This is a genomic window from Streptomyces justiciae, assembly GCF_015163075.1.
Classification (GTDB): Bacteria; Actinomycetota; Actinomycetes; order Streptomycetales; family Streptomycetaceae; genus Streptomyces; species Streptomyces justiciae.
The window spans coordinates 67,125-80,760 of the sequence record NZ_JADDXU010000023.1; the positions used below are offsets into that span (position 1 = coordinate 67,125).

10 protein-coding genes and 1 riboswitch are annotated in these 13,636 nt (G+C 69.9%); of the genes, 6 read left to right on the top strand and 4 right to left on the bottom strand.

Annotated elements, in window-relative coordinates; genetic code table 11:
• Positions 1 to 65 precede the first annotated feature (65 nt).
• A complete protein-coding gene (locus IQ210_RS41135) occupies positions 66 to 1,583 on the bottom strand; it encodes an MDR family MFS transporter (RefSeq protein ID WP_194084395.1) in 1,518 nt (505 codons plus the stop codon).
• 45 nt (positions 1,584 to 1,628) lie between these two features.
• Entirely contained in the window at positions 1,629 to 2,210 is a 582-nt protein-coding gene (locus IQ210_RS41140; RefSeq protein ID WP_194084396.1) for a TetR/AcrR family transcriptional regulator, read from the bottom strand.
• A 415-nt stretch (positions 2,211 to 2,625) separates the two neighbouring features.
• Between IQ210_RS41140 and IQ210_RS41145 the strand changes: the two genes are divergently transcribed.
• The 4 genes from IQ210_RS41145 (at position 2,626) to cobT (ending at position 8,525) form a co-directional block, all read left to right on the top strand.
• On the top strand, positions 2,626 to 4,080 hold the full coding sequence (locus IQ210_RS41145) for a streptophobe family protein (protein ID WP_322658059.1): 1,455 nt from the start codon (positions 2,626 to 2,628) through the stop codon (positions 4,078 to 4,080).
• 200 nt (positions 4,081 to 4,280) lie between these two features.
• The gene (locus tag IQ210_RS41150) at positions 4,281 to 4,991 is read left to right on the top strand and encodes a response regulator transcription factor (protein ID WP_019068844.1); all 711 of its coding nucleotides are present in this window, start codon (positions 4,281 to 4,283) and stop codon (positions 4,989 to 4,991) included.
• A 14-nt stretch (positions 4,992 to 5,005) separates the two neighbouring features.
• Complete coding sequence (locus tag IQ210_RS41155) at positions 5,006 to 6,667, top strand: sensor histidine kinase (protein WP_322658036.1); 1,662 nt, start codon at positions 5,006 to 5,008, stop codon at positions 6,665 to 6,667.
• Between the two features lie 465 nt (positions 6,668 to 7,132).
• Positions 7,133 to 7,312: riboswitch (cobalamin riboswitch) on the top strand.
• Positions 7,313 to 7,403: 91 nt separating this feature from the next.
• Positions 7,404 to 8,525 (top strand): nicotinate-nucleotide--dimethylbenzimidazole phosphoribosyltransferase, encoded by a 1,122-nt coding sequence (gene cobT / locus IQ210_RS41160; protein WP_019068847.1) that lies wholly within the window; start codon positions 7,404 to 7,406, stop codon positions 8,523 to 8,525.
• Between the two features lie 156 nt (positions 8,526 to 8,681).
• Here cobT and IQ210_RS41165 read toward each other — a convergent pair whose 3' ends face one another.
• A complete protein-coding gene (locus IQ210_RS41165; RefSeq protein ID WP_019068848.1) occupies positions 8,682 to 10,064 on the bottom strand; it encodes an amidohydrolase family protein in 1,383 nt (460 codons plus the stop codon).
• 509 nt (positions 10,065 to 10,573) lie between these two features.
• Here IQ210_RS41165 and IQ210_RS41170 point away from each other — a divergent pair.
• Positions 10,574 to 11,461 carry a phytanoyl-CoA dioxygenase family protein gene (locus tag IQ210_RS41170; RefSeq protein ID WP_228049392.1) on the top strand — a complete coding sequence of 296 codons (888 nt, stop codon included), beginning with the start codon at positions 10,574 to 10,576 and terminating at the stop codon, positions 11,459 to 11,461.
• A 78-nt stretch (positions 11,462 to 11,539) separates the two neighbouring features.
• Here the strand turns inward: IQ210_RS41170 and IQ210_RS41175 are convergent, their stop codons facing one another.
• Complete coding sequence (locus IQ210_RS41175) at positions 11,540 to 12,487, bottom strand: aldo/keto reductase (RefSeq protein WP_194084397.1); 948 nt, start codon at positions 12,485 to 12,487, stop codon at positions 11,540 to 11,542.
• A gap of 83 nt (positions 12,488 to 12,570) precedes the next feature.
• On the opposite strand from IQ210_RS41175, the gene IQ210_RS41180 reads away from it, so the two are divergent.
• On the top strand, positions 12,571 to 13,197 hold the full coding sequence (locus IQ210_RS41180; RefSeq protein WP_194084398.1) for a TetR/AcrR family transcriptional regulator: 627 nt from the start codon (positions 12,571 to 12,573) through the stop codon (positions 13,195 to 13,197).
• Positions 13,198 to 13,636 lie beyond the last annotated feature (439 nt).

The window sequence follows — 13,636 nt, forward strand, 5'->3', positions numbered from 1 at the left end:
CCCTCCGCCCGCCATGGCGACAACGTGATCGTCGTCGGCCCACGCGGAGGAGTGCTCGACCGGATCTAGACGCCGGGAGCCATTGGTGTCTCCTTCCGGTCGCGGGCCGCGTGGCGGGGCAGGAACATCGCGGGGATGATGATCACCGCCGTGAGCGCGAAGGCGACCCAGAACGCGAAACCGAACGAGTCGGCCAGGAGCGGCCCGACAACCGACATCTGCTCCGGCGGAACCGAGCTGATCTGGTCGGCCCCGCCGCCGGACGCCTGGACACCCTGCGAGGTGAGTCGGTCGGTGAACTGCTGCGTCAGTGCCGTCACCAGCAGGGCGCTGCCGAGCGACGCGCCGACCTGCTGGATGGCGGACAGTGTCGGCGCCGCCCGCGAGACCGCGTCCTTGCTGAGCTTCGTGTAGGCGGCGGCGATCGTCGGCATCATCACCGACCCGAGCCCCATGCCGCGCACGAACAGCGCTGCGCTCAGCCAGGCGTACGAGGTGTCGACGCCCACCTGCGTGAACGGGAAGGTGCCGAGCAGCGCGAGCACGATGCCGACGGGCACCACATAGCCTGCGCCGATCCGGTCGGTGAGCCTGCCCCCGATCACCATCGCCACGATCGCGCCGAGGCCCTGCGGGGCGAGCAGCAGGCCGGCGTTCAGCGCGCCTTCGTTGCGGACGGTCTGGTAGTACAGCGGAAGCAGCAGCATGCCGCCGAACATCCCGATGGCGACCAGGAAGATCGCCACGGTACCGCTGGCGAACAGCCGGTCCGCCAGCAGGCGGACATCGATGATTGACGCGGCTCCCCTGCTCAGGCTGTGCCAGGTGTACAGGACCAGGCCGGCGGCGCCGCCGATGAGCCACCCGAGCACGCTCCATTCGCCGAAGCCGCCGTGCGAGCTGGCCTGGGAGAGCCCGTAGAGCAGGGAGGCGAGGGTGCCGGAAAGCAGCACGAGGCCGCGCAGGTCGAGGCGGCCGGGCTCGGTCAGGGCGCCGCCGGCGGGCAGCTTCCATACCGCGAGTGCGACGGCGAGGACACCGACGGGGACGTTGACCAGGAAGATCCACTGCCAGCTCGTGTACTCGACGAGCAGACCGCCGATCACGGGACCGAACACCGGCCCCAACAACATGGGTACGCCCAGGATGCTCATCGCGCGTCCCAGGCGTTGCGGACCCGCGGCCCTGGTGATGATCGCCTGTCCACCGGGCAGCAGCATTCCGCCGCCGAGTCCCTGCATCACCCGGAACGCGATCAGGCTCTCGATCGACCAGGAGATCGCGCAGAGGGCCGAACCCGCTACGAAGAGCGTCACGGAGGTGATCCATGTCGCCTTCGCTCCGAACCGGTCCATGGCCCAGCCGGTGAGTGGGATGACCAGCCCCACCGCGAGCAGATAGCCGGTGATCACCCACTGGGTGGTGGACAGCGGCGCGTCGAGCTTCGTGCTCAACGTGTCCAGGGCCACGTTCACGATCGTGGAGTCGAGGACCACCATGATCATTCCGGACACGACGACGAGCCCGGTGACGATGACACTGCGATCGAGCTTCTCCGGCTGTTGGACGGTGGTGCTTGCCATGGAGGCTCCAAATGGCTGGGCGTTGCGCAGAAGCTGGGGGCAAGATCAGTCGAAGAGAGCGGCGGCGCTGTCGATGGCTCGCATGTAGTGGTCGACCAGACTCGTCTTCGGGTCGGCGACGAAGTTCTGGAGCGCCAGGTCGAACAGCGCCAACGTCACCGTGGCGACCGCTCGCCCCCGGAGCGGATCGGCGTCCGGGCCCTCGCGGGTCAGGATCGCTTCGGCGAAGAACGTGGTGACCTTGCCGAACCGTTCGTGCATCGCCTTGTGCAACCGGACGTCCGAGGCGATCAGCCGTCGGACGCGTTCCACGTCACCCGGCTCGCTGTCCTTGCTTTCCAGCAGCGCGCCCACGATCGCCCTGACGTCGTCCCCGAGCCGGCCGGTCGGCCCGCCGCCCAGGAACTCGGAGAACAGCGCAGGGTCCGGATCGGGCGGCACACCGAGGATCGCGTCCAGCTTCCCGGGCACGTAATTGAACAGCGTCCGTCTCGACACCCCGGCGCACTCGGCGACATCGTCCATCGTGAATCCGTCGATGCCGCGCTCCTCGGCGAGCGCCTGGGCGCAAGCAGTGATGCGTGCCGCGACCCACTTCCGCCTCAACGTGATTGCACTTTCCTTCATAAATGCAAGCCTTGCACGCCGACTCCTGTAGTGCAATCGAGTCGAAGGTGGCAGGCCCTTCTGGGAACTTTCTGAGAGGAGGCCGGAGACTCCGTCGGTGCGTACTGCGTGACCTGGGACGCTCTCCCGCCGACTCTCAGAAATCTCCCAGAACCTCTCGGGGGCGTCGTAGCCGGGACCGCCAAGGTGTGCGAGTCCCCATGGCACGCGGCGTCGTAATTCCCCCGTCGGCGCCGCGTGCTCCCCTGTGAGCGAGCGGAGTGTTTCCCGCATGGCTGCCACCACGCCCCGTGTTCAGAGTCGGACTGTTGCAAGTCCACGGTCGCGGAACAGTCCGCGGCCTCGAGACGGTCAGAGGCCAGGCAACGGCCCGCAGCCGGGCGACAAGCGGCAGTCCCAGCGGCGCACCGTGCCAGTGGGGTTGATCGGTCCGTGGCAGAACGCGGCGGAAGGAGCGGCTGCCGCCTTGTGCGCACTGGTCGCGATGGCGACCGTGTCCGTACTCGCGCTCGCATTGCTCGGCGCGAGTTCCTTCGGATCGCTGTGGCGTCTGACAATGACCGTGACGGCCATGGCCGTCGGGGGCCCGGTCACCGCGGGCCCGGATCCCTCCGCCGACTCCGGCTCGACGGACGCGCTGACCTCCATGTTCGGCGGTGGCGGAATGGGAGCGTCGATGACCGGTGCGGCCCATGTGGTGCCGCTCGGCGTGACGATGTCCGGTGCCGTCGTCCTCTGGCTCACCTTCTCCCGGCGGCTGCGTCAAGGGCAGCAACGACGGTTCACTGGCGGCGAAGTGGCCGTCCGGACAGCTGGAGCGGCTGCCGCGGCCATGGTCACGTTCATGATCGTGGCGGGCCTCGGTCACGGATCGGCCACCCTGCCCGAGGGGGCGATGTCCGGGATGAGGCCAGGAGAAGACCAGTCCGCGGAAGGCATGGGTGGTCTCATGGGCGGTGGCGGTGCGGGGGCGCAGTCGATGGCGTACGAGGTGAATGCAGGGCTGGCAGGCCTGGGCGCGTTGCTGTGGGTGGCCGTCGTGATCGGCACAGGGTGCTTGATCAGCCGCCGGGGGCGGCTGCCGTTGGGCGGTGCGCTCGACAAGCTGCGCACCGACTGGGGGCGGAGCCTCTCGGCTGTCGTCCGCGCGGTTCTCGTCCTGGCCGCCCTGCCGACGGTGACCGTGGCATTCGTCGGGGCGGTGGTCGGGGGCCGGGCGGGCTCGGCAGCTGGCGCCGCCTTGTTGGTCGCCCCGAATGCCCTGGTGGTGTTCCTGACCTTGGGCGTCGGCTCCTCGTGGACGGCCGCGATGCACCAGGTGCAGAGCGACGGCAGCAATCCGATGGCCGCTCTCATGGGGGGAATGGCCGACACCGGCGGGATGGGGGACACACAACAACCCGACCGCGTCGAACATCTGAGGTCCTTGTCGGTGGCCGACTGGCCGCTGTGGCTTGTGGCTCTCACGGTGACCGGCCTCATCCTGGTCGCCTGTGCCTGCCGGGCAGCTCGGACGACCCACTCCCGCCGGAAGCGGCCAATGCTCCCCTACCGGGGCCCGCTGGCCGGGCACTTCGTCATGGCCGAGCGGCTCGGTGTGGTCACCGCCGTGGTCCTGGGCCTGGCGACCTGGGAGGTCGGGGCGTCCGGAAACTTCGGCATCAGCATGTTCGGCAGCGAAATGGGAGGCATGCGGGCCGAGTTGAGCGGCAGTGTGCTGACGACGGTCGGCTTCGGGCTCCTCATCGGTGCGGCAGCGGGGTTCGCCGGAAGCCTGCTGTCCGTGGTGCGCGGTGGCCGTCTCGTCGGCAGCGTCGCCGGATTCACCGGAGCCCTGCTGTCCACAGTGCGTGGCCGTGGCGTGCGCTGACGCCGGGCTTTACGCGGTGACAACAGCCCCCTTCGTATCCTGCCCGGCAGCATTCCGGCCGCCGTGGGTCCCGTGACTTCCGTCGCACGTTCCAGTCCGGCAGAGCCGGGAGCCTGTTCCCGCTCGCCTGGAGGCATCTTTTGACATCTGTTGAGCGCTCCGTCCTGCCCGGTACCGGAGTTGGAAGCGACCCGGCGGTGATGGACACGGGCGTGAACCTGTTGATCGTGGATGATGAGCCCACCGTCCGAGAACTGTTGTGCGCGGCCCTGCGGTACGCCGGTTTCACCGTCGCTGCGGCCGGGACGGGCCAGGAGGCCCTGGACCGTGCGCACGAGGTCGCGCCGGATCTGGTGCTGCTGGACGTGATGCTGCCCGATCTGGACGGCTTCGAAGTGATCCGGCGACTGCGCGAGCGGCACCGCCCGGCCGCGGGAACCCGTACCGCGCACATCCCGGTCATGTTTCTCACTGCTCGTGACGCGACCCGGGACAAGGTCGAGGGACTCGTGCTGGGCGGTGACGACTACGTGACCAAGCCGTTCGACCTCCAGGAGCTGATCGCCCGCATCCGGGCCGTGCTACGACGCACCAGCGGCGCCCCTACCGGCCTGCTGCGCGTGGCCGACCTGGAACTCGACCCCGACGCGGTCCAGGTGGCACGCGGGGGCGAGCCGCTGCGCTTGTCACCCACGGAGTTCCGTCTGCTGCATCACCTGATGAGCAACGCCGGGCGCACGGTCGCCAAACCGCAGATCCTCCAGAGGGTGTGGGACTACGACTTCAACGGCGACACCGGCATCGTCGACACCTACATCAGCTATCTGCGCCGCAAGATCGACAACGGTGGTCCCAAACTCATCCACACCGTGCACGGTGTCGGCTACGTACTGCGCGGCCCCAGGTCATGACCCGGCACCGGCGCGTGCGTGTCTTGTGGGCGCGAGCATCCCTGCGCAATCGGGTGTTGGTGCTGGCCGTCGCCCTGCTGACGGCTGGGTTCACGGCGTTCTCTCTGGTCACCGGCAATGCGTTGCGCGGGTACATGGAGGATCGCGTCGATTCCCAACTCCGTGCGACCGCCCAGGTGTTCGCTGTCCTGCCGCCCACGATGGCGCAGAACGGAGCGGACCGGGATCCGCCGGCGCGGGTGAGCGAGTTCCGCGCCGACATCCTGGGCAACCCGGTCATCACCTATGTCGCGGCGGACGGCGCCATCGAGAACAGCATCGACTCCGTCGGGTCACAGCACCGGGCCGGAGAGGCGCGGGGCCCGGCTCTTTCGCGTCTGGACGTGGCCGCAGTCGCCGCCCGCGGTGGCCGCCCCTTCACCGTCGGCAGTACGGAGGGGGACACACGTTGGCGAGTGATCGCGGTGCCGAGGGTGACGCGTGCCGTGCTGCCGGGAGGCACGGTGACGTCGGCCTCCGGCTCCGGCAGCGTGGTCGTGGCGACGTCGATGGAGCAGGTGGACGGCACGGTGGGTCGTATGTGGGAGAACTACCGCACCACCGGGCTCGCTCTGCTCGCGGTCCTGGCCGTAGCGGGTTGGTTCGCCGTGCGGTCCGGGCTGCGGCCGCTGTCCCGTGTCGAGCAGACGGCAGCCGAGATCGCCGGCGGTGACCTCTCCCGCCGGGTTCCCGAACTGGCTGGTCCGAACACGGAGCTGGGACGTCTTGCCACGGCGCTGAACGGCATGCTCGGCCAGTTGGAGGCCGCGTTCGCTGCCCGTGCCGAGTCCGAGGCCCGGATGGGCCGCTTCGTAGCCGACGCCAGCCACGAGTTGCGCACGCCGCTCGCCGGCATCAAGGGCCTCACCGACCTCCACGGCATGGGTGCCCTCGCGGACCGAGAGGACATCGACGCCACGATGGCCCGCATCGCGCGTGAGTCCGAGCGCCTCACCCGCCTTGTCGAGGACATGCTTCTGCTGGCTCGTCTCGACGAAGACGCGCTCAAAGCCACGGGGCAACCCACGGCCGGTCGCGCGCCGGGCGACGCGTCGAACCTCGACCTAGCCCCCACCGACCTGCGCACGCTCGCGGCGGACGCCCTGCACGACGTACGTGCCCTGGACGCGGCGCGGACCGTCACGCTCACCGGTCCGGCAGGCGACACCCCACCGGCCTCCGCGCCGGCCCTCGCCGATGAGGCTCGGCTGCGCCAGGTGGTGACCAACTTGGTCGGCAACGCCGTCTCCCACACACCGGCCGGTACGCCCATCCGCATCGGGGTGGGCGTCATCGCCGACCACGCGGTCCTGGAAGTGGCCGACGAGGGGCCGGGGCTGACCCCGGGCCAGCGAGCCCGCATCTTCGAGCGCTTCTACCGCGCCGACACCTCCCGCACCCGTGCCACCGGGGGCGCCGGTCTCGGTCTCTCCATCGCGCACTCTCTGGCCACCGCTCACGCAGGCACGATTGAGGTCGAATCCGTCCCCGGCCAGGGGGCGACCTTTCGGCTTTCGCTGCCCCTGCTGGCTCATGAGCAGACACCGGTCGATCCCTCCGAAGCGGAAACGCTCCAGGAGGGGAACGGAGACGGTCCGCAGGGCCTGGTCGCGCACCGGTCGCGTGTTACGTGGTGAGCCCGCAGCAGCCCCGGTCAGCCGCTGGGGGCGCCGCCCGGAGGGGGCATCGGTCGTGACAGGTCACCTGGTCGCAGGGGCATCACGCTGGAGGCGTAGGTGATCATCTGGTCGATCGGGACCTTCATCGTGCCGGTGTTCACCGTCGCTGGAACTCGCTGACGCCATCGGCGGTGACGAGCCAGGGGCCAACGGGGCAGAAGGTGTCGTAGGACGTGCGGCGAGTGAGGTCGCTGTCACCGCGGAGGGCGAGACCTGTTCCTGGTGGCCCGACTCGCCAGGCGCGGAGGCAGCCGGTTCCACCAAAAGACCGTCTGGGCCGAGCAGACGATCGGCGCCGGCTCCGAGCCGCAATTTGACCCTGCCGACGTCTGGGACGCGGAGGAGATCCAGGACCTGTTGTTGGCCGGTCCCCGCCTGCTGACCGGCAGCAGGCGTATGGCACGATGCGCGGGACGGATGCGGAGGAACTCCGGTGCGGGCGGAACGGCCCAACTCCGGGGCGGGCCCGCCACTGTAACCGGGGAGCCGCCTCCCGCGCATGGCCACTGGCAACCGGCGTGAGCCGACCGCTGGGAAGGCCGGGAGTCGGCGTCGGACACCAGGTCGTACGGCCGCGTACCGAGATCCGGGAGCCAGGATATTCCGCCCGTCCCGCGGCCAGGCACCTCCCGCCCAGGCACGGTCCGTCACGGTGGCGTGGAAAACCGCCGACATCGGAAGGTGTTCCTTCGTGATGCCCGCACCCGGCTTCGAGCCGGTCTCTTCGTCGTCCCTGGCCGAAGGCCTGCTGCTCGACAGCACACTGGCCGCCATTACCCCCGCGGACCCCGGCGCCCTCGCCGCGGCCCGTGACCGGCAGAACAGGCTGTCCAAGCCGCCCGGGTCGCTGGGATTCCTGGAGGACGTGTCGATACGACTGTCGGGCCTGGCCGGCGTCTGCCCGCCGCCGATGCCCGAGCCCGCCGCAGTCGCCGTCTTCGCCGCCGACCACGGTGTCCACGCCCAGGGCGTCAGCGCCTGGCCGCAGGAGGTGACGGCTCAGATGGTCAACAACTTCCTGGCCTCGGGCGGTGCCGTGAACGCTTTCGCCGCGCAGTTCGGAGCCGAGGTGGTCGTGGTGGACGTGGGCGTGGCGACTCCGGTGCCAGATGGGGAGGGCGCGTCGGACGGACTGCTGCACCGCAGGATCCGGGGTGGGACCGCGGACATGACCCTTGGGCCCGCGATGACCAGACAGGAGGCCGTCCGCGCCATCGAGGTCGGCATCGGCGTCGCCGACGAACTCGTGGACCGTGGCAGCCGTTGCCTGCTGACCGGCGACATGGGCATCGCCAACACCACGGCGTCTGCGGCGCTCATCGCCGCCTTCACCGGTGCCGACCCGGACGAGGTCACCGGCCATGGAGCGGGCGTCGACGAGCCGACCCGTCGGCGCAAGGCACAGGTGGTGAGCACGGCTCTCGCACGGCATCAGCCGGACCCTCGCGACCCCATCGGCGTGGTGTCGGCGGTCGGCGGTCTGGAACACGCCGCGCTCGCCGGGTTCGTACTGGCCGCCGCCGCGCACCGGGTCCCGGTGATCCTGGACGGTGTGATCGCCGCGGCGGCGGCGCTGGTCGCGGCGGCATTGTCTCCGGCCGCCCTGGACGTCTGTGTGGCGGGACACCGCTCGGTCGAGCCGGGGCACGCCATCGCCCTGCGGCATCTCCACCTGCATCCCCTGGTCGACTTGGGGCTGAGGCTCGGCGAAGGCACCGGCGCCTTGTTGGCCTTGCCCCTCGTCCAGGCGGCGGTCCGTGCCCTGCGTGACATGGCCACCTTCGACTCTGCCGGGGTCTCCGAGAAGAACGCCTGACACGCCGGGCAGGCCCGAGCCCGAGGTCGTGGGGGGAACATCACGGCTTCGGGCTCGCAGAGCGACCGGCCCGCGCTCTGATGCGGAGGGGCATCAGAGCGTCGACGCCGGCGATCGACGTCCCGTTTCGGGGGCGGCCAACAGTCGGAGGCAGGGTCAGTTGCCGCTGATCGTGGCCGCCGTGGAGCGCAGGGCCCGGGCGGTGCGGCGGAGGTCGGCGTGGAGCAGCCGACCCGCGGACTTCATCACCCGTCCCGCGACGATGACCGTGTCCACGTTCTGCGGGTTCGCCGACTGGACCACGGCCGCGATCGGATCGCGTTCGGCGGTGAGCATGTCGAGGTCCTCCAGGCGGAGCAGGACGACATCGGCCTGCTTGCCGGGGCGCAGCGAACCGATCCGGTCGTCGAGCCCCAGCGCGGAGGCGCCGTCGATCGTGGCCATCCGCAGGACGTCCTTGGCGGTCAGCGGGGCGTCGTCGGTGACCTGGCTGGCGAGCAGCGCCGCCCGCATGAGGGAGAACATGTCGCCGGGGACGGAGGACACCGCGTCGACGCCGAGGCCAGCGGTGACACCGAGGCGCTGGAAGCGGCTGGAGACGGGCGCGCCGACGCGCATCCCGGCCTCAGAGCTGGGCGCGGCGGCGGCCTTGCCGCCCGAGTCGCTGATCAGCTTGATCTCGCTGTCGGAGAGCGAATTGCCGTGCACGTAGAGCGTGTTGGGGCGCAGCAGACCGCGCTCCTTCAGTGCGGCGATGGGCGTCTGCGTGACGGGGCCGGCGCTGACGTGGAAGGTCAGGGGGAGGCCCAGTTCGTCCGCCATACGCCATTCCTCGATCACCGTCTGGATCGGTGTGAAGGAAGGGCCGAGCGGACCGTAGGCCATGGTGACGAGTGCCTTGTCGTCAGACAGGCGCTTGGTGCGGACCCTGCGGACATCCGCGAGGTCGGCGGCCGGTCCGATCGGGGCGCCGTAGGCGAACACCGCGCGCAGACCTGCCGCCTGCATTGCGTCGAGGGCCGCGTCGGCATGGTCGGGCGAGTACAGGCCGTGGTTGTAGTCGAGCTGGGTGGTGACCCCGGAGTTGAGGCTCTCCAGCAGGCCGGCCAGGGTCGCGTTGTACATGTCCTGGGGGCGCAGCCGCGGGCCGTACTGGCCCAGGACGCCGAGGTAGGCGTTGAGGTCGAGGCCCACGGTCGAGGTGCGCAGCGCCGACAGCCACACGTGGCGGTGGGTGTCGACGAAGCCCGGAAGCACGATCCGGTCGGTGGCGTCGATGACGGTGGCGCCGCCCGCGCGGAGGTTGCGGCCGACGGCGGTGATCCGGCCTCTCTCGATCAGGACGTCGGTACCGGCGTGGGCGACCGGCTGAGGCTCGGTGTCGATCACATGACCGTTGCGCAGCAGGATGCGGGTGTTCGACAGGTGCGCCGGGCCGGTGTGCCGACTCCTGGAGGGTGCCGCGATCGCCGGTGATGACGAGAGGGCGGCGGCCGCGGCGGCTGCCCCCGTCAGGACGGTTCGGCGAGGCAGATGCATGGTGGAACTCCGTTGTCTGGGGACGTTGGCGGGGGAGGGGGACGTCGCTTGCGGCGGCGCTGCCTTGGGGCGCCGTCCGCTGGCCTGGACGTCACGGATGAAGCTAAGCGGACAGTCGTCCGGTAGCTGGGGAGAACGTACCGGACGACTGTCCGGTTGGCAAGAGTGAAGGAATTGAGCTTCTCGCGCGAGGGTGCGCTTGCCGTTCGAGCGAGGGGCCGGGTATCGTTTCTGGTAGTGGACAGTTGTCCGCTTTGCTCGGTGTCGTGAGCCCGTCGAGACGGAATGGTCGAGGAACGCAGGCTCGGCAGGGTCGACATCGAGATCATGCGCATGAGCTCGGACCGGGCGTAGATGGCCCTGGGGGTGTGACCTCGGGCGGGCGCACTCGGTGCGGGCTGCAGGACATGTTTGGTTCATGACAACTACAACCGTCAGGCGTAACGGGTCAGCCCCCTGGGGCTTGTGGACCCGGCTGAGCCGCCCTCCCCATCGAGGAGCACGACACCATGTCTCACTCGCCCCACCTGCCCGAACCCGGCCACAGCCCTGTGGGCACCATCGACTCGCTCGACGGCCTGCACGCCGACCTGGCTCGGCGGCACAAGGCGACGGAAAGCAGTGGAACCGCAGTCCCTGAAGCCGTGGTCGACGCCGACTTCGCCGCCCTGCGACGGGACGGCTACGTCATCCTGGACAACCTGCTCACCGAAGCGGAGTGCCAGGACATTCGGGCGGCCGTGACGCCTCTGCTGGACAGGACCGGCCGCAACACCTTCGAGGGCCGGCTGACCCAGCGCCTCTACAGCGCCCTCGACAAGACCCGGGCCTGTGACCGGCTGGTCGACCATCCGCGCGTGCTGGCCCTTCTGGACCGGCTGCTCATGCCGAACTACCTGCTCTCACAGCTCCAGGTCATCAATATCCTCCCCGGGGAGAACCCCCAACTTCTGCACCCCGACGACGGCATGTACCCCATTCCCCGTCCCCGGCCGCCGCTGAGCGCGGCCACGGTGTGGGCGATCGACGCCTTCACGGAGGACAACGGAGCCACCGTGGTCCTGCCGGGAAGCCAGCTCTGGGGTGACCGTCGGCCGGAGGACGGCGACGCCCGAGTGAAGGCCGTTATGTCACCCGGCTCATGCGTCTTCTTCGTCGGCACTCTGTGGCACGGAGGCGGCGCCAACGCCTCCGACCGCGCTCGACTGGCCGTCACGGCCCAGTACTGTGAGCCATGGCTCAGGCCGCAGGAGGCGTTCACCCTTTCCACCACCAGGGACACTGTGCGAGCGGTGACCGAGGACATCCGCCGGATGCTCGGCTACAGCATCCATCCGCCCTTCCTCGGGATGGTCGACGGCATGCACCCCAAGCGCCTGCTCGACGGCTCGTCCTGAGCGCGGTCCCTCTTGGTGTCCGACCGGAATGGCCGGCGGCGGATCGAGTGGCGGTGGCGTGGTGGAACCGGTGCTGCGTCAGTGGCCCGGCGCGGCGGCCGGGCGTGTCGGGATTGCGTCGAGGGCGGCGAGAGTCTCCTCGTCCAGGGTGATCGCGCCCGCCGCCAGGTTCGCTACGAGATGGCTGGTGTCGGTGGTGCCCGGGATGAGCAGTACGTTGGGGGATCGGTGCAGCAGCCAGGCCAGGCCGACCTGCGCCGGGGCGCACCCCAGCTTCTCGGCCGCGGCGAGCACAGCCGGCTCGTCGGTCACCTTCGGTCGACCCGGGAACGCGCCGCCGAGGGGGAAGTACGGCACCCAGGCGATCTCCTCGTCCGCGCAGAACTGTGCCATGTCCTCGTCCTCGCGCGACACGAGGCTGTAGGGGTTCTGCACACAGACGATGCCCGCGGGCAGGCCGCGGCGCAGAACGTCCAGCGTCACGCTGCTTAGCCCGATCGCACCTATCTTGCCCTCCTCGCGCAACGCGATCATTTCCGCGAGCTGGTCGTCGAGGTCGACGATCTGGTCGTCCGGGACGGGGACCCCCGTGTGACCCCCATCCACGCGACGGAGGTTCACCACCGGGATCTGCTCCCGCTGGAGCGTGGCGAGCTCGCTCTCGATCTCGGCCCGCAGCTCCTCGGGCCGCTGCGCCAGACGCACCGGCACCGGGCCGTCGGGGTCGGCGGTGGCGCCGACCTTGCTCACGATCAGGACGTCGTCCTGACCGTGAAGCGCTTCGCGGAGTACGTCGTTGACAAAGCCGTTGCCGTAGAACTGGGCAGTGTCCACGTGGTCGACGCCGAGGTCGATCGCCTGGCGCACGAGGGCGACGGCGGCGCTGCGGTCGCCCTGTAGACGCGCCAGCTGCATCGCGCCATACCCGACGCGCGACACGGTACGACCGGCCAGCGAACCAATGCCACCGGGGCGCGAGGCCCCGGCAGGAGCGGCTTCGGAGGAGGGGGTGCCTGCGGACGTCATGACTACCTGCTCTCATGGGAAAATGAAGAAAGCGGAGGAGCCTCCGTTACGTTCACCGTAGCACTACCGGAGGAGCCTCCGTTTTGAGTCCGTCCGAAGCGTCACCGGCCCGCAAGTCGGGCGGAACGTCCGATGCCGGCGGTCGGCCGACCCGCCGCGATGCGCAGCGCAACCGCGAAAAGCTCATCGCCACCGCCCAGGCCGCTTTCGCGGCAGGTGACGGTCCCGTTGCCCTGGAGGCCATCGCCCGCCAAGCCGGAGTGGGGATCGGGACCCTGTATCGCCACTTCCCCACCCGCGAAAGCCTCGTCGACGCCGTCTATGCCACTGAACTGGAAGGGGTCGCGGCGAGCGTCCCCGCCCTGCTGGCACAGCACCCTGCCGATGTCGCGTTCCGGGCCTGGATGGGCCGCTATGCCACCTTTGTTGCCACCAAGCACGGGATGATGGAAACACTGCGGGCAGGGTTCGCTGCCGGACGTATCGCACCTCCCTCGCGGGAGCGCGTCACCGCGGCGATCGCCGAGTTCCTGGAGCGGGGCGCCGCGGCCGGCGTCCTCCGGCCGGACGTCGACCCCGACGACGTCACCGCGATGCTCGTCGGCGTCTTTTTCGCCATCGCGGCCGACGCCCCCAGGGAGCAGGTCGATCGCCTGCTCGACCTCGTCTGTGACGCGCTCAGGCCACGGGGGAGCGGTGCTGCGGGGTGAGGGTCCACCCCATTCGAGGCAGCCGGTCGAAGCGGACCGGCAGGCCGTCGCGGTCGGCCCACCGTGGCGTGATGAGCTCGGCAAACCAGGCCTCGGCTTACGCCGCGAGTTCACCCGGGGTCAACCGCAGGATTTCGGCGACCAGTTCGCCGCGGTTGAGTCGACGGACCGCGGCGAGCAAGTGAGTGCATCGGTACGTAGCCGAGCGTGCCGCTTGAGCAGGTCCGCGGACGCGAGGCGGTCAACTATCACGGCAAGCAGCCGGGGCGGCGCGGTCCCCCTCGGCCATGCGGTCGCCGGAAGTCGCCGAGCAGCGAGCAGTCGGAGCCCGGGGCATCCAGCTTCAGGCTGAGGCGGTACTTCCGGTCCAGTCGGCATCGCACGGACTCGGCGGCCTGCCGGCCGGTGGGGTTCTCCGCGTACTGCGTAGCAGCACCGA